Origin of the sequence: Arthrobacter livingstonensis (assembly GCF_003219815.1) — a bacterium.
GTDB classification, from domain to species: Bacteria; Actinomycetota; Actinomycetes; order Actinomycetales; family Micrococcaceae; genus Specibacter; species Specibacter livingstonensis.
On record NZ_QJVD01000004.1, the window covers coordinates 76043 to 99222 of the forward strand.

Below are 23180 nucleotides of genomic sequence, written 5' to 3' on the forward strand. Positions count from 1 at the left end.
CCGTATTTTCAATTCCGGCCCCCGACGAGACAAAGACCCTGAAGGTGGCCCTGCTGGGCGCCGGAAACGTGGGGGCCCAGGTGGCCCGCATCCTCCTTGAGGACGCCGACGCCCTGGCCGCGCGAACCGGCGCCCGCCTGGAGCTCGTGGGCATTGCGGTGCGCAACGTTCACGCGCCCCGCGACGTCGAACTGCCCCGCGAACTGTTCACCACCGATGCCTCCGCCCTGGTGCGGCGGGCCGACGTCGTCATTGAGCTGATGGGCGGGCTGGAACCAGCACGCACGCTGATCCTGGAGGCCATTGAACATGGCGCCACCGTGGTCACCGGCAACAAGGCGCTGCTGGCCGTGGACGGGCCAAGCCTGTATGAGAAGGCCGACGCCGCCCGCGTGCAGCTTTCCTACGAGGCGGCGGTCGCCGGAGCCATTCCGATCCTGCGCCCCATCCGCGACTCTCTGGCCGGGGACAAGATCACCCGCGTCATGGGCATTGTCAACGGCACCACCAACTTCATCCTGGACCAGATGGACACCACCGGCGCATCATTTGCCGACGCGCTGGCCGAGGCCACCCGGCTGGGCTATGCGGAAGCTGATCCCACCGCGGACATCGAGGGCCACGACGCCGCCGCCAAGGGCGCCATCCTGGCCTCGCTGTCCTTCCACACCCGCTTTGCCCTGGAGGACGTGGACTGCCAGGGCATCACGGCCGTGACGGCCGGCGACATCGCCGCGGCCAAGGACGCCGGCTTCGTGATCAAGCTGCTGGCGATTGCCGAAAAGCTTACCGTGCCTGCCGCGGAGGGGGCGGACGACGCCGGCGGGACCACCACGGGCGTCAGCGTCCGGGTCCACCCCACCCTCCTGCCCCGGGAGCACCCGCTCGCCGCCGTGCACGGCGCGTTCAACGCCGTGTTCATCGAGGCCGAGTCCGCCGGGGAGCTCATGTTCTACGGCCAAGGCGCCGGCGGCACCCCGACGGCGTCGGCCGTGCTCGGCGACGTGGTCTCCGCAGCCCGCCGCCTGGTTCTTGGTGGCCCCGGCCGCACCGAGACCACCACCGGCGTGCTGCCGGTGCTGGGCATCGACGCCGTCACCACGAAGTACTGCATTGGCCTGGACGCGGCGGACCAGCCCGGCGTGCTGGCCAGGATTTCCGCGCTGTTTGCCGAGCACGGGGTCTCCATTGAGACCATGCGGCAGACGGTGCACCGCGAACGAGATGCCCACGACGACGGCGCCGGCGGCTCAGCCGAGCTGCGTATCGTCACGCACCGCGCCAGCGAGGCTTCCCTGGCAGCAACCGTCGAGGCCATCAACGGCCTGGACGTCATAAATTCCGTAACGAGTGTCTTGAGGGTGGAGGGAGTCTAATGGCTCACCAGTGGCGCGGGGTAGTCCGCGAATATGCAGAGCGTCTGCCGGTAACGGCGGAAACCAAGGTCATCACGCTGGGGGAGGGCGGCACACCCCTGGTGTACGCGCAGAAACTCTCCGAGCTGACCGGATCAAAGGTGTACCTGAAGGTGGAGGGCATGAACCCCACCGGCTCGTTCAAGGACCGCGGCATGACGATGGCCATGACGGCCGCCGTCGCCGCCGGCGCCAAGGCGGTGGTGTGCGCCTCCACCGGCAACACCTCGGCGTCGGCTGCAGCCTATGCCAAGCAGGCGGGGCTCACCTGTGCCGTCCTGGTGCCCGAAGGCAAGATCTCCATGGGCAAGCTCAGCCAGGCCGTCGCCCACGGCGCCACCATCCTGCAGGTGGACGGCAACTTTGACAACTGCCTGGATGTGGCCCGCAAGCTCGCGGACTCCTACCCGGTGTTCCTGGTCAACTCCGTCAACCCGGCCCGCATCGAGGGGCAGAAGACCGGCGCGTTTGAGGTGGTGGACGCCCTTGGCGACGCCCCCGACTACCACGTCCTCCCCGTGGGCAACGCCGGAAACATCAGCGCGTACTGGAAGGGCTACAAGGAATACGCGGCCCCCTACGAGTCCGCCACCGCCGGCACGCTGCCTGCCGTGTCCACCCACACTCCCATCATGTGGGGCTTCCAGGCCGCCGGCGCGGCGCCCTTTGTGGCCGGGCACCCCATCACGGAGCCGGACACCATCGCCACGGCCATCCGCATCGGCAACCCGGCCTCCTGGGACCTGGCCATTGCCGCCCGCGACGAATCCGGCGGGCTCATCGATTCCGTGACCGATGAGGAAATCCTGGCCGCCCACCGCTGGCTCTCCGCCAAGGAAGGCGTGTTCGTGGAACCCGCCTCCGCGGCAGGCGTTGCCGGCATTATCAAAAAACATGCCGCCGGCGAAGTCCCCACCGGCAAGACCATTGTCATCACGGTCACCGGCCACGGCCTGAAGGACCCCGATTGGGCCTTGAAGAACGTGGATGGCAGCGCCGTGGAGCCCACCAAGGTGGAGTTCGACGTCGTGACCGTCGCCAATGCCCTCGGCCTGGCCGACTAGTTCAATTCGCCGACCCGTCCAACAGTCCGGACCGCATCCCCATGACTTCACCGATTTCCGTCACCACCAAGACACCTGCACCGGGCTTCACCGCCACGGTGCAGGTGCCCGGCACCAGCGCGAACCTCGGACCCGGCTTCGACTCCCTGGGCCTGGCAGTTTCGCTGTATGACACTCTGGGCGTCACCACATTGGCGGGCGACGCCTTGGAGTTTGACCTGCACGGGGAGGGAGTGGCTGAGCTGCCGCGCGACGCCGGCCACCTGGTGGTCAAGGCCATGGACCTGGCCTTTGCCCGCCTGGGTTACCGCCGCGGCGGCCTGCGCATCACGGCGGAAAACGTGCTGCCGCATGGACGCGGACTCGGCTCCTCCGCCTCCGCCATTGTGGCCGCCATTGCGGCGGCCAATGCCCTGGTGGCCCCGGCTGACCGGCAGGACAAGCAGTGGGTGCTGCAGCTGGCCTCGGAGATGGAAGGGCACCCGGACAATGTGGCCCCGGCCATTTTCGGCGCCGTCGCCATCTCCTGGCAGGATGACGGAGCCTACTCCACAACCCGCCTCACGCCGTCGGACGCCGTGATTCCCGTGGTGGCGATTCCCAACTTTGAGGTCAAGACCGAACTGGCCCGCGGGCTGCTGCCGGCCACCGTGCCGCATGCGGACGCGGCGGCGAACTCGGGCCGTGCGGCACTGCTGATGCATGCGCTCAAGGATGCGCCGGAACTGCTCGCCGCCGGTACCCGCGACTATCTGCACCAGGACTACCGCGCAGCCGCCATGCCGGCGAGTGCGGCACTTGTGGCCGCGCTCCGCGCAGAGGGGCACGCAGCGTTCATTTCCGGGGCCGGTCCCACGGTCATGGCACTGGCCAACGGGGCTACCGAGGCGGACGCCATGGTCGAGTTCATCGCCCGGCAGGGCGCGGACCGGGAAAATCCGGACACCGGCGGCGTGTCGTGGCGTGTACTGCGGCTCACGGTTGACCTTGAAGGTGCTAAAGTGGAAGTGCATCCGGGTTCATAAGCAACCTTCGCAGTGCTTCCTTAGAGAAAGTGCTTCCTGAAGACAGGGTCCTCTAAAGACAATGCTTCTTAAGGCACGGCTTATTCAGATTGCATTGCACAAGGTGAGTGACCCCACCATCGATGCCACCCCTTCACCACGTCGTCCCCTCTGGGACGGCCGGTAGCTCGAATGGACAGCTGGCAGCCGCCAAGTCCATTCAAGAATTGATGGTGTTTACACATCGATTCAGGGGCGAATCCACCAACTCCACCGCATCAAAGTTTTTGCAAGTGTGAATTGGAACCTCGGCCGACTTTCTTCGCCCCTGCCAGTGCGGCAGCGGCGGGACGGCTGACAATAATCATCGCGGTCCCGCTTAAAGGGACTCGCTTTTCGAGGGGGAAGGATCCTTCGTGACAGAAACCATGACTTCAGCCGCCGGCACCCAGGCAGCTGAGTTGGACGACACCGCAAAATCCGCAGGAACGGCCAAGCCGGCCGGACTGGCTGGATTGAAGCTGGCACAGCTGCAGGCACTTGCCGGGCAACTTGGCATCACCGGCGGGTCAAGGATGCGCAAGGGTGACCTCGTCGCCGCCATTTCAGCCCACCAGCGTGGTTCTTCCGTGGCGGACCGCCCGGTGCGCGCTGCAAAGGAAGAACGCGCACCCAAGGTAGAGGCCGCCACCGCTGAAACCGCTGGCGGGGCCCCCGCCAAGCGCGCCCCGCGCGGCAAGGCCAACGCCGTGGCCGCCGAAACTCAGGAAGCACCTGCCGCTGCTTCTTCCGAGTCCGCCCCGGATGAACGCCCGGCCCGCGGCCGTGGCCGCAGCCGGCGTGCAGCGAGCAGCGACGGCGTCATCACCACGACAGCCGATGCCGGCACACAGGCCGCTACTGTCCCAGTCGAGCAGGCACCGGCGACCGTTTCGGAGCCCCCGGCGTCCGAGCAGGACGGCGAAAACCGCCGCCAGCCGCGCACCCGCAACCGCCGTGCACAGGGTGGCGGCCGCGACGCCAACACCGATGCCGACGTTGCCGCCGAGGCACCGGCTGAGAAGGCACCCCACCGCGCCGAGGCCGACCAGGGCGCGAACGCCCAGGACGACAACGCGGACAAGGGCGAGAACACGGACGGTTCCGACCGCAACCGCCGCAACCAGCGGAACCAGCGCAACAACGACCGTTCGTCAAACAACCAGTCGTCCAACGAGCGCTCCTCCAATGAGCGGCCCTCCAATGAGCGCAACGACCGGAACACCAACGATCGCAATGACGACGAAGACGGCTCGCGGAACAACCGCAACCGCCGCAACCGCCGCGACCGCAACGGCAACGACTCCCCGGACCGCAACGACCGTAACGACCGCAGCGGTAACAACCGCAACGACCGCAACGAACGCAATGACCGTTTCCGCGACCGCAACGAACGTCGCCGCGGCCGCACCCAGGGCCCGGACTTTGACGATTCGGAAGTCACCGACGACGACGTCCTGCTGCCCGTGGCCGGCATCCTTGACGTGCTGGACAACTATGCGTTTGTCCGCACCTCCGGCTACCTGCCCGGCTCCAACGACGTCTACGTCTCCCTGTCCCAGGTCAAGAAGTACAACCTGCGCAAGGGCGACGCCGTTGTCGGTGCCATCCGTGCCCCGCGCGAAGGCGAGGACCGCAGCCAGGCGCAGACCACGCGCCAGAAGTTCAACGCCCTGGTGCGCGTCACCAGCGTGAACGGCAAGAACCCGGACGAGCTCAAGGACCGCGTCGAGTTCTCCAAGCTGGTGCCGCTGTACCCGTCCGAGCGACTGCGCCTGGAGACCGATCCCAAGAAGATCGGCCCGCGCGTCATCGACCTGGTCGCCCCGATTGGCAAGGGCCAGCGAGGCCTGATCGTCTCCCCGCCCAAGGCGGGCAAGACGCTGATCCTGCAGTCGATCGCGAACGCCATCACCATTAACAACCCTGAGGTCCACCTCATGATGGTTTTGGTTGATGAGCGTCCCGAAGAAGTCACCGACATGCAGCGCACCGTCAAGGGTGAGGTCATTGCCTCAACCTTCGACCGCCCCGCCGACGACCACACGCAGGTTGCCGAGCTGTCCATCGAGCGGGCCAAGCGCCTCGTCGAGATGGGCATGGATGTTGTTGTGCTGTTGGACTCCATGACACGCTTGGGACGTGCCTACAACAACTCGGCACCGTCGTCCGGACGCATACTTTCCGGTGGTGTGGACTCCGCAGCCCTGTACCCGCCGAAGCGCTTCTTCGGCGCTGCCCGCAACATTGAAAACGGCGGCTCGCTGACCATCCTGGCCACGGCACTGGTGGAAACCGGTTCCAAGGCCGACGAGGTCATCTTCGAGGAGTTCAAGGGCACCGGCAACATGGAGCTCCGCCTGTCGCGCCAGCTGGCCGACAAGCGCATCTTCCCTGCCGTTGACGTCAATGCCTCCGGCACGCGCCGTGAGGAAAACCTGCTCTCCGCCGAAGAGGTCAAGATCATGTGGCGCCTGCGCCGCGTCCTCTCCGGCCTGGAAATGCAGCAGTCGCTGGAACTGCTCACCTCCAAGATCCGTGAGACGCAGTCCAACGTTGAGTTCCTCATGCAGATCCAGAAGACCACCCTGGGGTCCAAGGCCGAACTGGACAAATAGCTACGCACACTAATCCGCCTTCGTAGTGAAGGGGGCCCGCCCGCTTCGCGGGCGCCCGAAGCCGCTCCCGGCACCCTTCACTACTTCGGGCGGATTAGTGCGTTAAGCACAGCGTGTCCGGCACGGTAGATGTAATTAGACTTGACATACGTCGAGAGAGGTTTTAAATGTTTGAATCCATCCACGGGTTGCTTGATGAGCACGCGGAGCTGCAGATGCGGCTCAGCGACCCCGCAGTGCATGCCGACCAGTCGTTGGCGCGGAAATTGGGCCGTCGGTATGCGGAGCTGGGCCGCGTGGTGGAGGGATACCATCAGGTAGAGCAGCTCACCGGCGACCTTGAAGCTGCCAAGGAAATGGCGGCGGAGGACCCGGAATTTGCCGCCGAGGTGCCTGTGCTGGAGCAGCAGCTTGCGATCGCGCAGGAAAAGCTGCGCCGCCTGCTGATTCCCCGCGATCCCGACGACGCCCGCGACGTCATCCTGGAAGTGAAGGCCGGTGAAGGCGGCGACGAGGCCGCGCTGTTCGCTGCCGACCTGGTTCGCATGTACACGCGCTACGCCGATACCCGGGGCTGGAAAACGGAAATCATTTCCGCCACGGAGTCGGACCTGGGTGGCTACAAGGACATTTCCATCGCCGTGAAGGGCCGCTCCAACGACCCCGCCGAGGGTGTCTTTGCCCGGCTGAAGTTTGAAGGTGGCGTGCACCGCGTGCAGCGCGTTCCCGCCACGGAGTCGCAGGGACGCATCCACACCTCGGCGGCCGGCGTGCTGGTGCTGCCGGAAGTAGATGAGCCCGAAGAGGTGGACATCAGCCAGAACGACCTCAAGATTGACGTCTACCGTTCCTCGGGTCCCGGCGGTCAGTCCGTGAACACCACTGACTCCGCCGTGCGCATCACCCACCTTCCCACCGGCATTGTCGTGGCCATGCAGAACGAGAAGTCGCAGCTGCAAAACCGCGAAGCTGGCATGCGTGTGCTGCGCGCCCGCATCCTGGCCCACCAGCAGGCCATCATCGACGCCGAGAACTCGGCCGTGCGCAAGTCGCAGATCCGCACCATGGACCGCTCCGAGCGGATCCGCACGTACAACTACCCGGAAAACCGGATTGCCGACCACCGCACCGGCTATAAGGCGTACAACCTGGATGCGGTCATGAACGGCGATCTGGAACCCGTTGTGCAGTCCGCCATCGAAATGGATGAGCAGTCGCGCTTGGACGCCCTTGGTGACTAATCCCCACGCCCTCCCGGATCCTGCCGCTGGCGCGTCAGTCTCCGGGTCCCTCGGGCGCGTGGGCCCAGCGGTGCCGGCGGAGGAAATCGCTGGCGCGATTTCCTCGGAACCTGGCGAGTGTGGCCCCACCCGCGCCCTCCCAGATCCTGCCGCTGGCGCGTCAGTCTCCGGGTCCCTCGGGCGCGTGGGCCCAGCGGTGTCGGCGGGGGAAATCGCTGGGACGATTTCTTCGGAACCTAGCGAGTGTGACCCTAGTCCTCCCCTCTCTCTCGCCGACGCGGTGAAGACTGCAACGGCCACCCTTGCGGCCGCCGGTGTGCCCTCGCCGGCGGTGGATGCCCAGCTTTTGGCTGCGCATCTGCTCGGGGTGGGCCGCGGGGAATTGGCGGCCATGTTATTTGGTACAACTGTGGCACCAAAGGGTTACGATGCCTTGCTGGCCCGCCGCGCCGCACGCGAACCACTGCAGCACATTACCGGCACGGCCTATTTTCGGCACCTGAAACTTGCAGTGGGCAAGGGTGTTTTTGTACCGCGGCCGGAGACGGAAACTGTGGTGCAGCTGGCCATTGACGTATTAACACAACTGCAGCAGGAACGTGGCCGGGACGGCGGGCCGACCGCCGTCGACCTTGGCACCGGGTCCGGAGCCATGGCCGCTTCGCTGGCCGGCGAGGTTCCCGGCTGCCGGGTGTACGCCGTCGAACTTAGCGACGCCGCATACCCGTGGGCGGTGCGGAACCTCGCCGGGACCGGGGTGGTGCTGGTCCACGGTGACATGAGGGACGCCTTCGCCGAGCTGGACGGCACCGTGGACGTGGTGGTTTCCAATCCGCCTTACATTCCAGCCGGCGCCATTCCCCGGGACCCTGAAGTGCAGCTGCACGATCCCCACATGGCCCTGTATGGCGGAGGGGAGGACGGCCTGGAAATGCCGGCGGCAGCTGCCACCACTGCCGTACGCCTGCTTCATCCCGGCGGATTCTTCGTCATGGAGCACGCTGAAGTGCAGGCCGCACAGATGGCGGATTTGCTCCGCGGCAGCGGTGAATGGTCGGATATTACCACGCACACCGATCTCACCGGCCGGGACCGGGCCACCAGCGGCCGCCGCCGCTGACGGACCTGCGCAAAGTCGTGTGTTGGCCAATCGCGTTCAAATTCCAGGGCGCCGTGATGAAAGAATGAGCAACGTGAGTACCACTTCCTATAACTGCACCAATGACGAACAACGCGCTCTTGGCCTGGCACACGCCCAAAAGGCCATCGCCGCCAAACAGGTCATTGTGATGCCTACGGACACCGTTTACGGCATCGCGGCCGACGCATTTTCGCCCCAGGCAGTCGCCACACTGCTGGCTGCCAAGGGCCGTGGGCGAAACATGCCCCCGCCTGTGCTGATCCCGCGGATAGGCACCATGGAGGGTCTCGCCACAGACATCCCGGACGACGCACGCAAGCTGGCCGAAAAGTATTGGCCCGGCCCGCTGACGCTTATCTTCCATGCCCAGCCATCGCTGACGTGGGACCTGGGCGACGCCGTGGGCACGGTGGCGCTGCGCGTGCCCGACGAGCAGCTGGCCCTTGACCTGCTGACGCTCACCGGACCTCTGGCCGTCTCCAGCGCCAACCGCACGGGGCAGCCGGCTGCACAGACAGCCCAGGAAGCCCGCGAGCAGCTGGCCGAATCCGTCGAGGTGTATCTGGAAGCGGGATTCCGCCCCCTGGAGGGGACAGTCGGTGTCCCATCCACCATCGTCGACGCCACGGGCCTGCGCCTGCGGGTGGTCCGTGAAGGCGCCATTTCGCTGGCAGACATCCAGCGCATGGTGCCTAGCGCCCTTGGCAGCGAGCCGGAGCCTGAGATGTGGTCGCCCTCGGGCGAAGAATCCCAGCCGGGCGCCGGGGACGCAACCATCAGCCTGCAAAAATCCGTCCCGGTGGTCGAGCCTGCCCCCGAGGTCGAGCCGGTTGGGGTCGAGACTGAGACTGGGGTCGAGCCTGCCCCGGAGGTCGAGCCGGTTGGGGTCGAGACTGAGACTGGGGTCGAGCCTGCCCCGGAGGTCGAGGTTGAGGCTGAGATCAAGTCCGAGCCGGCACCCGACACGAAATAACCCGAATATTCCGTCGAGAGTACACTAACGGCGGCCACCGGGCTCGGCAAGCCGCCAGAGCTGTACTCTGGGCGGGGTGCAACGGGTGCGGAGCCTTCAGAGATCCAGTTCCGGCATCGGCTGCCATTGCTTGTCGGCCAGGATGGGACGGGAGGCGCGCCAACCCGCCCAGAGTTTGCCTGTGCCGTGCAGGGTCTTCTCCACGAAGACCAGGCGAACCAGTTCCTTGGCTGCCGTCAGGGCCGTCCCCAAGGCAAAGCCCACAGGGTTGTAGCAGCCGTTGGCGCGCAGGTACTGGGCCACCAGCCCGCGGTTGCGCATCACATAGAAACGGCTCAGGTCCGAGGAATCGTTCAGGTGCCGGATGAGCAGGTCGACGCTGCGCTGGGCCCGGACCTTGTGCAGCACAAACTCGTTGACATACATGACAGGGCGCTTCAGCGCTATCAGCCAGCCGTAGATGGCGTCGTCCCAGGTGATGAAGAAGCGCGGATCCGGCAGGCCCACCGAGGCCACGGCATCGCGGTGGACCAGCATGCCCTCAAAGCACCCGACATTGGTGGAAAATTCGTTGGAGTGGGCAAAGACGTCGCCGCGCACCGGCAGGTGCAGGCCAAGGAAGCTGCTGAAGTTGTGCTGCCAAAAGAACGGTTCGCCGGAGGTGTCGTAGCGGCGCCCCACCAGGGCGTCGTATTTGTCCATCCACGGGCCAAAGGCGCCGATCGCCCCGGGAACCGCTGTGACGTCGTCGTCCATCAGCCACATCCACTGGGCGCCCTCGGCCAAGGCACGCTCCACGCCGGCGGAAAAGCCGCCGGCGCCGCCCACATTGCTGGCCAGGGCATGATGGTGCAGGGCGATGGGCCGGGGGAGGGCGCCCAAACGATCCTGCGCGGCGCCAATCACGGCGGCAGTGGTGTCGGTGCTTGCGTTGTCCACCACCACCAGGGCCTCGGGTGCGGGGTCCAGGACAGCGATGGAGTCCAACAGATCCGACAGGTAGCCCGCCCGGTTGAACGTGGTGATCACAATGAAGAAGCGGTCACGGCGTCCCACGGCTAGAACTTCTGGTCCTTCAGCGGCCCGAACCTGGCTCCGCGAAGGCCCGCCGTGTAGGCGCCCGCCCACTTCGCCAGGCCCTTGAGGTCGCCGCGCCTGAGGAAATAAAGCGGATAGCCCACGGCGTCGGCCACGAAGGACTGCAGCCGCCGGTGTTTGCGCGTGAGGTAGCCGCGGTTGCGGTAGTAGTAGAACTGCTTGAACGGGGACTCCGGGACCAGCACGTGGAAGCGGTCGCCCATGAGCTCCTGCACCTCGCCCCAGCCAACGGGATGGGTCAGCGCCACGGTGGTGACGGTGCCAAACTTGACGTTCGCCTGGCGCAGCCGCAGCATGAAGTCGACCTCGTCGCCGCGGATGAACAGGCGCAGATCGGGCAGCCCCACCTTGAAAAACACATCGGTGCGGATCAGCGCGCCATTGAAGAACTGACCGACGTTTTCAATCAGTCCCAGCGGCTCCACCACGGACCTCTCATGGGTCAGGTGACCGTCCAGGCGGAACGGGAAGGACAGTTTCGTGGGCTCGCCGGGGGCCACAATCAACGGAACCACAACGTCCAGGCCACGGCTTTGGGCGGCGGCCAGCAGCGTGGCCAGGCATTCGGGATCCTCGGGATGGGCGTCGTCGTCCATGATCCACACCCATTGCGCACCCGAGGCCATGGCGCTGAGGATGGCAAAGGAGAACCCGCCGGCCCCGCCCAGGTTCGCCTCGGACCGCAGATAAGTGACGGCGGCCTGCGCCTCCGCGGCGATCCGGTCCACCGGCTGCGTGCCCGAATCCACCAGTGATATGGACACGGGTGCATGGGTTTGCTGCGAAAGGGCCCCCAGCAAAGTGCGTACGTCCTCTGGCCGGTCAAAGGTGACGGCAGCCACAGCTACGGTATTTTGCAAGTCCTTAGATCCTCTCGGCCGCGGCAGGGGCACGCGGCACGGCTTGGCAGTGGGTAATCGCCTGAAGCGATTAGTATCTTTAATAGCTACCACTTTAGTACAGCCCGCATCCATTGGACTGTAGAGCAAATGAGCGCAAAGCGCGCGCCAATTATTATCGGCCAGAAATCGGACTACGAATCACGTTGAATACGACGAGCAACACAGCATCGGGGATTTCCGCAACGACGCCCGCCGACGGCGACGCCAAGCCGCGTTTATGGCTATGGTCGCAGGCGATTCTGGACTCCCTGTCGTGGGCCATCGCCCTGCTGCTCGCCGTGCTGCTGCGCTACGAACTGGACGTGCGGCTGATTAATCCCGGCGGCATGGTGCTGCTCGTCGCCGTGGCCGTGGCCACGCAGCTGATTGCGGGCTGGTCGCTTTCGCTCTACCGCGGCCGCTACACCTTTGGCAGCATCCACGAAGCGCGCGTGCTGGTGGCCACCACCTTGATTGTGGCCGCCGTGACGGCCGTATTCCTGTTCCTTACGGTGCAGGAAATCCACATTGCCCGTTCCGTCAGCGCCATCGCGTTCCCGTTTGCCGCGCTGATCATGGCCGCCGTGCGGTACGCCAAGCGCCTGTATGTTGAAGGCAAGCCCACCTTTGGCGAAGAGGCCCAGAAGACCTTGATCTACGGCGCCGGCTTCCTCGGAAACTCACTGGTGACCCGCATGGTCCAGGACCCGGAGTCCCCGTATGTCCCTGTGGGCCTGGTGGACGACGACACCGCCAAGAAGCACCTGCGCCTGAGCTCCGTCGGCGTGCTGGGCCGCGGCGACGAACTTCCTGAAATCATCAAGCGGACCAGGTCCACCGTGGTGGTGCTGGCCATGGCCCACATTGACGCCACGCGCATCCGGGAGATCTCGGATTCCGTCTCGGGGCTGGGCGTGAAGGTGCTGGTGCTCCCGCCGCTGCAGGAAATGCTCACCTCCAACACCAACCGGGACAACCGCGGCGGGCTGAGCGACTTCCGTGAAATCGACGTCGAGGACTTGATCGGCCGCCGCCCCGTGGACATCCAGGTGGACCAGATCGCCGGCTACGTCACGGGCAAGCGCGTGCTGGTCACCGGCGCCGGCGGTTCCATAGGTTCGGAACTGTGCCGCCAGCTGCACGGCTTCGACCCGGCCGAGTTGATCATGCTGGACCGCGACGAATCCGGCCTGCAGCACACCCAGCTGTCCATCTTTGGCCACGGGCTGCTCAACGACAACACCACCGTACTGGCGGACATCCGCGACGCCGATGCGCTGGATGAGATCTTTGCCAAGCGGCGCCCCGAGGTGGTGTTCCATGCCGCTGCGCTCAAGCACGCCCCCCTGCTGCAGATGTACCCGAAGGAAGGCTGGCAGACCAACGTCATCGGTTCGCTTAACGTGCTGACCGCCGCCCGCAACGTCGATGTGGAGACGTTCGTCAATGTCTCCACCGACAAGGCCGCCAGCCCCTCCACGGCACTGGGCCACTCCAAGCGCGCCGCGGAAAAACTGACTTCCTGGATGGCGGGGGAGACCGGCAAGCGCTACGTCTCCGTCCGCTTCGGCAACGTGATCGGCAGCCGCGGCTCCATGCTGCCCCTGTTCACCGACCAGATCAACAAGGGCGGCCCGGTCACGGTCACGCACCGGGACGTCACCCGCTTTTTCATGACCATCCCTGAAGCCTGCCAGCTGGTCATCCAGGCCGGGGCCATCGGCAACGGCGGCGACGTGCTCATCCTGGACATGGGCGACCCCGTGCGCATCATGGACGTGGCCGAACGCATGATCGCCATGTCGGGCAAGAAGATCGAGATCAAGATCACCGGCCTGCGCCCCTCAGAAAAGCTCCACGAGCAGCTCACCGGCGACGACGAGGTCAAGGATCCGGACGGGCATCCCAAGATTTCCCACACCCACGCCCGACCCCTGGCCCCTGCCGACCTCAGCCTTGAGCTGTGGCTGCAGCGCTGCCGTGATGAGGCCGGCGACGGGGCCCCCAGCATTGACGACTCCGACGGCGACATCGCGGCGGGTGCCTGATGGATACCTGGGCTGTGGTTGCCGTTGGCGCCGTTGCGCTGGTGCTTGCCTTGGCGCTGCCGGCCGTTGTCCGCCCGCTGCTGGTCCGGGCCGGGGTGCTGGACGTGCCCAACGCCAGGAGCTCCCACCAGACCCCCACCATTCGCGGCATGGGAATTACGACGGCGGTGGCCCTGCCTGCCGCCCTGGTCGTGGCCTTGTTCCTTCCCCAAGGGAGCGTTAACGCCACCCAGGCGCGGGCCACGTTGATAGTCATCCTGTTGGTCTCCATCAGTTCGGCAGCGATTGGCTGGGTGGAGGACATCCGCGGCCTGGCCATCACTGTCCGGGCCGGCCTGCAACTGGCGGTGGGCGCACTGGCGACCGCTGCCGTGGCGGTCATCGACCCCGGCGCGCAGCAGCTGTGGTGGATTCCCGCCGGTGCCGTGGCGGTCGCCGCATACATCAACGTCACGAACTTCATGGACGGCATGAATGGCATTTCCGGCTCCCACGGCTTGCTGGTGGGCGGGTTTTACGCTTTCGGCGGTGCCGTGACGGGCCACCAGTGGCTGGTGTACACGGGGGTGGCCATCGCCGCGGCATTTGCCGGCTTCCTGCCGTGGAACCTGGGACGGAACAAGGTGTTCATGGGGGACGTGGGCAGCTATCTGCTGGGTGCGTCCATTTCCGTCACCGCCATGGCAGCGTTCCTGGCCCACGTTCCCGTGGAATACATTTTCTCGCCTGTGCTGATTTACCTGGTGGACACCTTCGTGACGTTCCTGCGGCGCCTGCTGGCGGGGGAGCGGTGGTATGCCTCGCACCGCCAGCACGTCTACCAGCGCCTGAACATTGTGGGGCTCAGCCATCTGCAGGCCACCGGCGTGGTGTGCATTGCCACGGTTGCGGTGGGCATCCTGGGCATCGTCGCAGCGCAGGGCAGCAGCGTGGTCCAAATCGCCGCCACGGCCCTGTGCGTGCTGGTGGTGCTGCTGTACCTGCGCACCCCCACGCTGTTCCAGCGTCACCTCCTCCGAAGGGCTGGCGCAAACGGCCAATAACGTCAGTGAATTAGTTAGGTGAGGTAACAGTTCTATCTCATGTAGAATTGACTACGGCGAACTTCGCCCTTGCGTTTCATTGGCTTTCGTGCGAAAAAAGCCTCTCATGAAGAGAGTTTCTATGAAGGATAAGAGAGCCCCTGTCGGGGCCGTTCGGGGACTTGTCGCCGCCTCCGGTCCCGACGCGACCCCCTGGCTTAACATCCTCAAAAAATGCCTGCTCGTGGCAGCGGCGGCCACGGCCGCACTGGCCATCGGCGCGCTCATCGTGACCGGCTGGCCGGGCGTGGGAAGCGTGGTCTTTGGCTCCGTGGTGGTGGTGGCCTTTTTTGGGCTGAGCCTGTTGGTGGGCCACATCTACGGCAGCAAAAATCCTTCCGGTGCCATTGGCGTGTTCATGGTGACTTACCTGGTAAAGATCGTCGGCTTCGCAGCCATCCTCTTCACCCTGGGCACGCCCACCTGGCTGAACGGGCCGTGGTTTGCCACGGCCGGTGTCGTGGTGGTTTTGCTGTGGCAGGCCACCGAGGTCGTCACCTTCAGCCGCCAGCGGCTCCAGCTCTACAACGACCCCGTTGAACCACCGCCCGCGGCGGGCTCCGGGACGGGGCCGGCATGAGCCGCGGCAGCGGGCCTGCGGGCAGGTATTCGGCTGCTTCAGGCAACCCCAATAACGCCGATGACAACGGCGGCTACAATTCCGGGATGATCGTCTTTAGCTACATTATTGGCGGAATTGTGGTCTGGAGTTTGATAGGGTGGGTTCTGGATATTTTGCTCGGAACGCACTGGATAGTTCTGGCTGGGGCATTCGTCGGACTAGCCGGCGGTTTCTACTTGTCCTTCGCCCGTCGCTTTGGAGCGGGACGTTCCAAGAGTGTGGATGGACGGTCATCCACGGCCGGCGGCCATGGGGCTGAGCATCAGTGACACCACATTTTTTCAATAACGTTGGGGACTCAGGGGCACCTTCCGCCCCAGTTCCCGAAAACCAGCCCAATTATGGACTCTGCAGAGAGGAAACGCGTTGATCGCGCTTACGCTCCCCGCCCAAGATGGTGGAAGCTTTAACCCGCCCAGTGTCACCAGCCATCTGGCTCCGTTTTTCACAATCGGCGGTTTTGAATTCACCAAGCAGATGGCGCTGGTGCTGCTTTCCGTCGTGATCATCGCCTGGTTCTTCGTAGCTGCGGCCCGCAAGGGCCAGCTGGTTCCCGGCAGGCTGCAGTTTGTGGGCGAGATGGGCTATGGCTTTGTGCGCAACTCCGTTGCCAAGGACGTCATCGGGGCCAAGGACTTCAAGAAGTATGTGCCGCTGCTGTTCTCGCTGTTCTTCTTTATCCTGCTGAACAACCTCTATGGCACCATCCCGTGGATCCAGCTCCCCAGCTTCTCGCATGTCACCGGGGCCTACTTCCTGGCCCTGCTGGTTTATGTGGTCTGGATCGGCGTGGGCATCAAGGTCAACGGCCTGCGGTACTTCAAGCTGGCAGTGGTCCCCTCGGGAGTGCCGTGGTACATCCTGCCACTGGTGGTGCCGATCGAGATCATCTCCAACTTTGTGGTCCGCCCCATGACCCACAGCCTCCGTCTCTTTGCCACCATGCTGGCCGGCCACCTGATTGTCCTGATCGCCGGCTCCGGCATCGAGTTCCTGATCGCCCAGGAAAGCTGGCTGCTCAAGGGCACCTCCATTTTGGTACTGGCCGGAGCAACGGCCATGTACATGCTTGAAGCGTTGATCATGGTCCTGCAGGCCTACGTCTTTGTCCTGCTGACCGCAATCTACATTGAAGGTGCTGTCCACGCGGACAGCCACTAACAGCACAAAAAGAATTCCCCCCGGGGGATAACTTGAACCAAACAACCTGCCTACGGGCATCTTGAAAGGAAACACAATGACGGGTGAAATCAACGGCTCTCTGAACCTTATCGGTTACGGTTTGTCCGCAATCGGTGGTGCTATTGGCGTAGGCCTGGTTTTCGCTGCCTACATCAACGGTGTTGCACGCCAGCCGGAAGCCCAGCGTGTCCTGCAGCCCCTCGCCTTCCTGGGCCTGGCGCTGACGGAAGCCCTCGCCATCCTCGGCCTCGTGTTTGCGTTCGTTCTCAAGTAAAGAGAAATCGAACCTTCAACACACGAGTAGAAAAGGACGGGTGAAATATGAATAATCTCATGGTTTTAGCCTCCGTCAACGCGGCGGATGCAGCGCCCAGCCCACTGTCCGTCAACTGGTCTGAACTGCTGGTTGTGGCTGTCGGCTTCGCCATCCTCATGTTCATCGTGGTCAAGTTTGTGGTCCCGATGTTTGAGAAGACCTTTGCCGACCGCACCGAGGCCATTGAAGGCGGAATTGCCAAGGCTGAGAAGGCACAGGCGGAAGCCTCGGCTGCACTCGATGAGTACAAGCAGCAACTGGTTGACGCACGCACCGAGGCAAACCGCATCCGTGAGGAAGCCCGCTCGGAAGGCGCCCAGATTCTGGCCGACCTGAAGGAAAAGGCTGCTGCGGAGTCCGCTCGCATTACCGAGCAGGCACAGACTGCCATTGCTGCAGAGCGTCAGGCTGCCGTTGTATCCCTTCGCGCAGAGGTCGGTTCGCTGGCCACCACGCTGGCGGGACGCATTGTGGGCGAGTCACTGGATGACGACGCCCGCTCCGGCCGCGTGGTTGACCGCTTCCTGGCTGACCTGGAAAAGCAAAGCGAAGGTGCTGCGAAGTAATGGCAGGCGTATCGAGCGAATCGCTGACCACGGCATTGGGGCAGTTGGAAGCCACGCTTCCCACCGCGTCGCTGTCGTTGGCTCAGGAGCTTTTTTCCATCCTGGCGGTAGTGGACAGCTCGGCCGGCTTGCGCCGGTCGCTCACTGACCCTTCCCGCACGGGGGACGAGAAGTCGGCACTGGTTGCATCACTGGTCAAGGGCAAGGTTTCCGCGGAGGCGGAAGCGGTCGTTGGCCGCTTGGCTGCAGCGCGCTGGAGCGATGCACGTGACCTTGGCGATGCACTCGAGACTTTGGCCGCAACTGTGGTCATTGCTGTTGCAGAAAATCGGAGCACGTCCGGCAATTCCGTTTCCGGCATCAGCGCCCTGGCAGCGTTGGAGAACGAGCTGTTCTCCTTCAATCAGGGCGTTGAATCCAGCCACGAGGTGCAGCGTGCCTTGGCGGAGCCGCAGGCAGGGGAGTCCGCAAAGGTTGATCTGGCAATGAAGTTGGTGCCGGGCGCGAGCGAAGAAACCAAGGTCCTGCTCCGTCAGGCCGTGGTCCATCCGCGCGGACTCAAGAGCGTCAAGCTCATCGAACGCTTTGCCAACTTGGCAGCGGCACGCCAGCAGCGCTGGATTGCCGACGTCACGGTGAGCCGTCCGTTGGACACCGCTCAGCTTGAGCGGCTGCAGCGGGGGCTCAATTCACTGTACGGGCGTGTGCTGAACATCAACGTTCGCGTTGATCCCGCACTCATTGGCGGCGTTCGTGTCCGGGTGGGTGACGAGGTAGTGGATGCCTCGGTCATGGCCCGCCTGGGCGAACTGCGCCGCCAGCTGGCTGGATAGCCACAAAGCACAAAAAGTAAGAATCCAAACCGCCCACCCACCAGGGTGGGAATGGTGCGAAAGCTAGGTCATCGTGAAAACGGCGATGATCGCGAAACAGGAGAGCAGGGACTGCAGATGGCCGAATTGACCATCAACGCCGACGACGTCCGTAGTGCGTTGAACGACTTCGCGGCGTCCTACGAACCGGGCAACGCCGAGCGCGTTGAGGTTGGCCGGGTGACCACCGCAGGCGATGGCATTGCCCGTGTGGAGGGTCTTCCCTCCGTCATGGCCAACGAGCTGCTTCGCTTCGAAGACGGCACGCTGGGCCTGGCCCAGAACCTCGACGTCCGCGAGATCGGTGTCATCATCCTTGGTGACTTCACCGGGATTGCAGAAGGCCAGGAAGTTCACCGCACCGGTGACATCCTGTCTGTGCCTGTGGGCGACGCCTTCCTGGGCCGCGTGGTGGACCCGCTGGGTGTGCCCATCGACGATCTGGGCGAGATCGTTGCCGAGACCACCCGTGCCCTGGAACTTCAGGCCCCCGGCGTGACCGAACGCAAGAGCGTCCACGAGCCCATGCAGACCGGCTTGAAGGCCATTGACGCAATGATCCCGATCGGCCGCGGCCAGCGCCAGCTGATCATCGGTGACCGTCAGACCGGCAAGACCGCTCTTGCTGTTGACACGATCATCAACCAGAAGGCCAACTGGGCCTCCGGTGACACGAACAAGCAGGTTCGCTGCGTGTACGTTGCCATCGGCCAGAAAGCGTCGACCATCGCGGCCGTCCGCCAGACCCTGGAAGACCACGGCGCGCTGGAGTACACCACCATCGTGGCCTCCCCGGCCTCCGACCCCGCCGGGTTCAAGTACTTGGCGCCGTACGCCGGTTCGGCCATTGGCCAGCACTGGATGTACGCGGGCAAGCACGTCCTGGTGGTCTTCGACGACCTCTCCAAGCAGGCTGAGGCCTACCGTGCTGTCTCCCTGCTGCTGCGGCGCCCGCCGGGCCGCGAGGCCTACCCGGGGGACGTCTTCTACCTGCACTCCCGCCTGCTGGAGCGTTGTGCCAAGCTCTCCGACGAGCTCGGTGCCGGCTCAATGACCGGCCTGCCGATCGTTGAAACCAAGGCAAACGACGTTTCCGCCTTCATTCCGACCAATGTGATCTCCATTACTGATGGGCAGATCTTCCTGCAGTCGGACCTCTTCAACGCCAACCAGCGCCCCGCCGTCGACGTCGGTGTTTCCGTCTCCCGTGTTGGTGGCTCGGCCCAGGTGAAGTCGATGAAGAAGGTCTCCGGTACCTTGAAGCTGGAACTGGCCCAGTACCGGGACATGCAGGCATTTGCCATGTTTGCCTCGGACCTGGATGCCGCCTCCAAGCAGCAGCTGACCCGCGGTGCGCGTCTGATGGAACTGCTCAAGCAGGGCCAGTATGCACCGTTCCCGGTGGAAGACCAGGTTGTTTCCATCTGGGCCGGCACGAACGGGTTCCTGGACGATGTGCCGGTGGAGGACGTGAACCGTTTCGAGAAGGAATTCCTGGAGCACCTGCGCCACACCACGTCCATCCTGACCACCCTCGCCCAGACCAACGTCATGGCCGATGAAACCGTGGAGGCCCTGAAGACGGCCATTACGGACTTCAAGGCGGGCTTCTTCGGTGTTGGCGACAGCCACCTGGTGGGTGCCGGACACGAGGAGCACGACGCTCTTGCAGGGTCCGACGTCGACCAAGAGAAGATCGTCAAGCAGAAACGCTGATAATCGTCGGGTGGACCTGCCGCGGCCACGGCTGAGGCAGGTCCACCCACCGGGATTTTAGGAAAGGAAAAGTATGGGAGCCCAGATCCGGGTCTACCGCCAGAAGATTACATCGACCACCTCGATGCGCAAGATCTTCAAGGCGATGGAACTGATCGCCACCTCGCGCATCGGTAAGGCGCGTACCCGGGTGGCGGCATCCTTGCCCTACTCGAACGCCATTACCCGTGCCGTTTCTGCTGTGGCATCACAGAGCGTCATCGACCACCCGTTGGTGACCTCGCCGGAGCAGGTCCGGCGGGCCGCCGTTGTCATCGTTGCTTCGGACCGGGGCCTTGCGGGTTCCTACTCCGCCAGCGTTCTCAAGCAGGCCGAGCAGCTCAGGGAGCTGTTGGGCACGGAGGGCAAGGAAGTTTCCTATTTCCTTGTCGGACGCAAGGCCCAGGGCTACTTCGACTTCCGTGAACGGGCCTACTCGCGCGTCTGGACCGGGGGCACGGACGCCCCCGAGTTTGGCACGGCCAAGGAGATCGCCGCAGCGGTGCTTGAAGCCTTCGGGACCGATTACGAAAAGGGAGGTGTGGATGAAATCCACATCGTATCCACCCGTTTCCAGTCGATGGTCGTTCAGGTCCCGCAGGTTATCCGCCTTCTGCCCCTTGAAGTGGTTGAAGAACAGGCAACAGCCGAGACCGATCTCCTTCCGCTGTACGAGTTCGAGCCCGAGCCGGCGCAGGTCCTTGACGCCCTGCTGCCGCGGTACATCGAATCACGTATCTTCAATGCACTCCTTCAGGCGGCCGCAAGTGAACTTGCAGCCCGCCAGCGTGCGATGAAGTCTGCAGGGGACAACGCCTCGGACTTGATCAAGAAGTACACACGACTGCGCAACACGGCCCGCCAGGCCGAAATCACCCAGGAATTGTCCGAGATTGTGGCCGGTGCCGACGCGTTGAACGCGTCCTGACCGGAAACAGCCTTGCGGACCCCGGCCCGCGCGGTTTCTGACCCCGATAGACTTACCCCCACGCCATCTACTGATTGAAGTGAGAGAGATGACTGCCACCACTACAGAGCAGGTAGCCGCCAAGGCTGGTGCCGTTGGACGCATTGCGCGTGTCATTGGCCCCGTCGTTGACATCGAATTCCCCGCGGGCTCCATCCCCGGTATCTACAACGCACTCGAAGCCGAGCTCACGCTCGCCGGAGTGACCCGCACCATCACCTTCGAGACGGCGCTTCACCTGGGTGACAACCTGGTCCGCGCCATCTCCCTGCAGGCCACCGACGGACTTGTCCGCGGCACCAGCGTGCAGGACTTGGGCGGACCCATCTCCGTCCCCGTCGGCGACGTCGTCAAGGGCCACATCTTCAATGTCCTGGGCCAGCCCCTGGACATTGCGGAGTCGGAACTGAACATCACCGAGCGGTGGCCCATCCACCGCAAGCCCCCGGCGTTCGCCAGCCTCGAGGGCTCGACCCAGATGCTCGAGACCGGCATCAAGTCCATTGACCTGCTGACCCCCTACATCCAGGGTGGAAAGATTGGTCTGTTCGGTGGTGCCGGTGTCGGCAAGACCGTCCTGATCCAGGAAATGATCACCCGAGTTGCCCGCAACTTCGGTGGTACGTCCGTGTTCGCCGGTGTGGGCGAGCGTACCCGTGAAGGCAACGACCTCTGGGTTGAAATGGAAGAAGCCGGCGTCCTGAAGGACACGGCCCTTGTGTTCGGCCAGATGGATGAGCCGCCGGGAACGCGCCTGCGGGTGGCACTGTCCGCCCTGACCATGGCGGAGTACTTCCGCGATGTGCAGAACCAGGACGTGTTGCTCTTCATTGACAACATCTTCCGCTTCACCCAGGCCGGTTCGGAAGTTTCCACGCTGTTGGGCCGCATGCCCTCGGCCGTGGGCTACCAGCCGAACCTCGCCGATGAGATGGGCCTCCTGCAGGAGCGCATCACCTCGACCAGGGGCCACTCGATCACCTCGATGCAGGCCGTCTACGTTCCTGCTGATGACTACACCGACCCGGCCCCGGCCGCGACGTTCGCCCACCTGGATGCCACCACGGAACTTTCCCGTGAAATTGCTTCCCGCGGACTGTACCCGGCCATTGATCCGCTGACGTCCACGTCGCGCATCCTTGACCCGCAGTACGTCGGCCAGGCGCACTACGACACCGCGGTGCGGGTCAAGCAGATCCTTCAGAAGAACAAGGAACTGCAGGACATCATCGCCATCCTTGGCATCGACGAGCTGGGCGAGGAAGACAAGATTGTTGTTTCGCGGGCACGCCGCATCCAGCAGTTCCTGTCGCAGAACACCTACACTGCCAAGCAGTTCACCGGCGTTGACGGCTCGACGGTTGCCATCAAGGACACCATCGAAGGCTTCAACGCGATCTGCAACGGCGACGTCGACCACATCGCAGAGCAGGCGTTCTTCAACATTGGCGGCTTGGACGACGTCGAACGCCAGTGGGCCAAGATCCAGGAATCGACCAAGTAACCATGGCCGAACTGGAAGTTGAAATCGTAGCGGCGGACCACCACGTGTGGGCCGGTGCGGCGAAGATGGTCAAGGCACGCACGTCCGACGGCGAAATCGGCATCCTCCCGGGCCACTCGCCCCTGCTGGCCATTTTGGCAGAAGGCGAGCTGGCCATCGAGCCCGTCAACGGCAGCCGCTTGGCGGTCACCGTCGACGGCGGCTTCTTCTCGGTCGACAATGACCGGGTGGTGATCGTTGCCGACAACGCGCAGTTGCAAGACGGCGCAGCGTCAAACGCAGGGATCCACTAGCAATCAATTGATGAACGAACTTGGTATCCCGTTCATCGTCCTGGCAGGGATGTTCCTGCTGGTCGTTATTACACTGTGCCTGTTTGGGGTGCGCCGCTTTCAACTGCGGCGCGCCCTGGGCACCGTAGACGCCTCCATTTGCACAGCGAACAACCGCTGGCAGATGGGGGTTTGTCGTTATCAGGAGTCGGACCTTGAATGGTTCCGGCTTCTTTCGTTAAGCCCGCTTCCACACCGGAAGATGGTGCGCAGCTCCATTGAGCTGCTGGGCCGCCGCAAGCCCACCGAGGGCGAACTGACCCAGGTGCCGCCCGACGTCGTGATTGTCACCTTGTCCTACAAGGGCGAGGAAGTGCTGCTGGCCATGAAATTTGGCGCCTACACCGGGCTGTCCTCGTGGCTCGAAGCCGGACCCGTGGTGGGCATCGGCACCTGGCGCTAGGTTCCAGCGCGCTCCCAGCATTTCCCGCTACCATCACATTGTTGCCCGAGACAAAAG

At 64.2% G+C, this 23180-nt stretch carries 22 protein-coding genes; 20 read left to right on the forward strand and 2 right to left on the reverse strand.

From position 1 onward, the window contains the following. Nucleotides 1–11: 11 nt before the first annotated feature. From CVV68_RS05105 to CVV68_RS05135, 7 genes are all read left to right on the forward strand, one after another. A complete protein-coding gene (locus tag CVV68_RS05105; RefSeq protein ID WP_110500071.1) occupies nucleotides 12–1376 on the forward strand; it encodes a homoserine dehydrogenase in 1365 nt (454 codons plus the stop codon). Continuing rightward, the gene (gene thrC, locus CVV68_RS05110) at nucleotides 1376–2479 is read left to right on the forward strand and encodes a threonine synthase (RefSeq protein WP_110499932.1); all 1104 of its coding nucleotides are present in this window, start codon (nucleotides 1376–1378) and stop codon (nucleotides 2477–2479) included. The genes CVV68_RS05105 and thrC overlap by 1 nt, the downstream gene beginning before the upstream one ends. Before the next feature lie 41 nt (nucleotides 2480–2520). Beyond that, nucleotides 2521–3504: a homoserine kinase gene (gene thrB / locus CVV68_RS05115; protein ID WP_110499933.1), complete on the forward strand. Its 984-nt coding sequence runs from the start codon at nucleotides 2521–2523 to the stop codon at nucleotides 3502–3504. A gap of 395 nt (nucleotides 3505–3899) precedes the next feature. Next, on the forward strand, nucleotides 3900–6140 hold the full coding sequence (rho, locus tag CVV68_RS05120; RefSeq protein ID WP_110499934.1) for a transcription termination factor Rho: 2241 nt from the start codon (nucleotides 3900–3902) through the stop codon (nucleotides 6138–6140). 167 nt (nucleotides 6141–6307) lie between these two features. Continuing rightward, nucleotides 6308–7381: a peptide chain release factor 1 gene (gene prfA, locus CVV68_RS05125; RefSeq protein WP_110499935.1), complete on the forward strand. Its 1074-nt coding sequence runs from the start codon at nucleotides 6308–6310 to the stop codon at nucleotides 7379–7381. Nucleotides 7382–7661: 280 nt separating this feature from the next. Further along, nucleotides 7662–8501 (forward strand): peptide chain release factor N(5)-glutamine methyltransferase, encoded by an 840-nt coding sequence (prmC, locus tag CVV68_RS05130; protein WP_245933351.1) that lies wholly within the window; start codon nucleotides 7662–7664, stop codon nucleotides 8499–8501. A 64-nt stretch (nucleotides 8502–8565) separates the two neighbouring features. Next, on the forward strand, nucleotides 8566–9495 hold the full coding sequence (locus tag CVV68_RS05135; RefSeq protein WP_110499937.1) for an L-threonylcarbamoyladenylate synthase: 930 nt from the start codon (nucleotides 8566–8568) through the stop codon (nucleotides 9493–9495). 96 nt (nucleotides 9496–9591) lie between these two features. On the opposite strand, the gene CVV68_RS05140 is transcribed toward CVV68_RS05135, so the two are convergent. After that, nucleotides 9592–10551: a glycosyltransferase gene (locus tag CVV68_RS05140; RefSeq protein WP_170133091.1), complete on the reverse strand. Its 960-nt coding sequence runs from the start codon at nucleotides 10549–10551 to the stop codon at nucleotides 9592–9594. Nucleotides 10552–10553: 2 nt separating this feature from the next. Beyond that, the gene (locus tag CVV68_RS05145) at nucleotides 10554–11453 is read right to left on the reverse strand and encodes a glycosyltransferase (protein ID WP_110499939.1); all 900 of its coding nucleotides are present in this window, start codon (nucleotides 11451–11453) and stop codon (nucleotides 10554–10556) included. A 185-nt stretch (nucleotides 11454–11638) separates the two neighbouring features. Here CVV68_RS05145 and CVV68_RS05150 point away from each other — a divergent pair, with 185 nt between their 5' ends. The 13 genes from CVV68_RS05150 to CVV68_RS05210 all read left to right on the forward strand — a co-directional run bounded on the left by CVV68_RS05150 (nucleotide 11639) and on the right by CVV68_RS05210 (nucleotide 23123). Beyond that, complete coding sequence (locus tag CVV68_RS05150) at nucleotides 11639–13522, forward strand: polysaccharide biosynthesis protein (protein WP_245933352.1); 1884 nt, start codon at nucleotides 11639–11641, stop codon at nucleotides 13520–13522. Then, nucleotides 13522–14565 (forward strand): MraY family glycosyltransferase, encoded by a 1044-nt coding sequence (locus tag CVV68_RS05155; RefSeq protein WP_110499940.1) that lies wholly within the window; start codon nucleotides 13522–13524, stop codon nucleotides 14563–14565. The genes CVV68_RS05150 and CVV68_RS05155 overlap by 1 nt, the downstream gene beginning before the upstream one ends. Before the next feature lie 121 nt (nucleotides 14566–14686). Then, the gene (locus CVV68_RS05160) at nucleotides 14687–15184 is read left to right on the forward strand and encodes a Cg1360 family ATP-synthase-associated protein (RefSeq protein WP_110499941.1); all 498 of its coding nucleotides are present in this window, start codon (nucleotides 14687–14689) and stop codon (nucleotides 15182–15184) included. After that, on the forward strand, nucleotides 15181–15495 hold the full coding sequence (locus tag CVV68_RS05165) for an AtpZ/AtpI family protein (protein WP_245933353.1): 315 nt from the start codon (nucleotides 15181–15183) through the stop codon (nucleotides 15493–15495). Before CVV68_RS05160 ends, CVV68_RS05165 begins: the two co-directional genes overlap by 4 nt. A gap of 97 nt (nucleotides 15496–15592) precedes the next feature. After that, nucleotides 15593–16387, forward strand: a complete 795-nt coding sequence (gene atpB, locus CVV68_RS05170) for a F0F1 ATP synthase subunit A (protein WP_110499942.1) — start codon at nucleotides 15593–15595, stop codon at nucleotides 16385–16387. Nucleotides 16388–16463: 76 nt separating this feature from the next. After that, on the forward strand, nucleotides 16464–16682 hold the full coding sequence (gene atpE / locus CVV68_RS05175; protein WP_054011807.1) for an ATP synthase F0 subunit C: 219 nt from the start codon (nucleotides 16464–16466) through the stop codon (nucleotides 16680–16682). Nucleotides 16683–16729: 47 nt separating this feature from the next. Further along, a complete protein-coding gene (locus tag CVV68_RS05180) occupies nucleotides 16730–17290 on the forward strand; it encodes a F0F1 ATP synthase subunit B (protein ID WP_110499943.1) in 561 nt (186 codons plus the stop codon). Further along, nucleotides 17290–18123, forward strand: a complete 834-nt coding sequence (locus CVV68_RS05185) for a F0F1 ATP synthase subunit delta (protein ID WP_110499944.1) — start codon at nucleotides 17290–17292, stop codon at nucleotides 18121–18123. The genes CVV68_RS05180 and CVV68_RS05185 overlap by 1 nt, the downstream gene beginning before the upstream one ends. A 117-nt stretch (nucleotides 18124–18240) precedes the next feature. After that, on the forward strand, nucleotides 18241–19878 hold the full coding sequence (gene atpA, locus CVV68_RS05190; protein WP_110499945.1) for a F0F1 ATP synthase subunit alpha: 1638 nt from the start codon (nucleotides 18241–18243) through the stop codon (nucleotides 19876–19878). A gap of 73 nt (nucleotides 19879–19951) precedes the next feature. Next, the gene (locus tag CVV68_RS05195; RefSeq protein WP_110499946.1) at nucleotides 19952–20845 is read left to right on the forward strand and encodes a F0F1 ATP synthase subunit gamma; all 894 of its coding nucleotides are present in this window, start codon (nucleotides 19952–19954) and stop codon (nucleotides 20843–20845) included. A gap of 88 nt (nucleotides 20846–20933) precedes the next feature. Next, nucleotides 20934–22388, forward strand: coding sequence for a F0F1 ATP synthase subunit beta (gene atpD, locus CVV68_RS05200; RefSeq protein WP_110499947.1), 1455 nt, complete (start codon nucleotides 20934–20936; stop codon nucleotides 22386–22388). A 2-nt stretch (nucleotides 22389–22390) separates the two neighbouring features. Further along, nucleotides 22391–22681 carry a F0F1 ATP synthase subunit epsilon gene (locus CVV68_RS05205; RefSeq protein WP_110499948.1) on the forward strand — a complete coding sequence of 97 codons (291 nt, stop codon included), beginning with the start codon at nucleotides 22391–22393 and terminating at the stop codon, nucleotides 22679–22681. A 10-nt stretch (nucleotides 22682–22691) separates the two neighbouring features. Next, nucleotides 22692–23123, forward strand: coding sequence for a DUF2550 domain-containing protein (locus CVV68_RS05210; RefSeq protein ID WP_110499949.1), 432 nt, complete (start codon nucleotides 22692–22694; stop codon nucleotides 23121–23123). Nucleotides 23124–23180 lie beyond the last annotated feature (57 nt).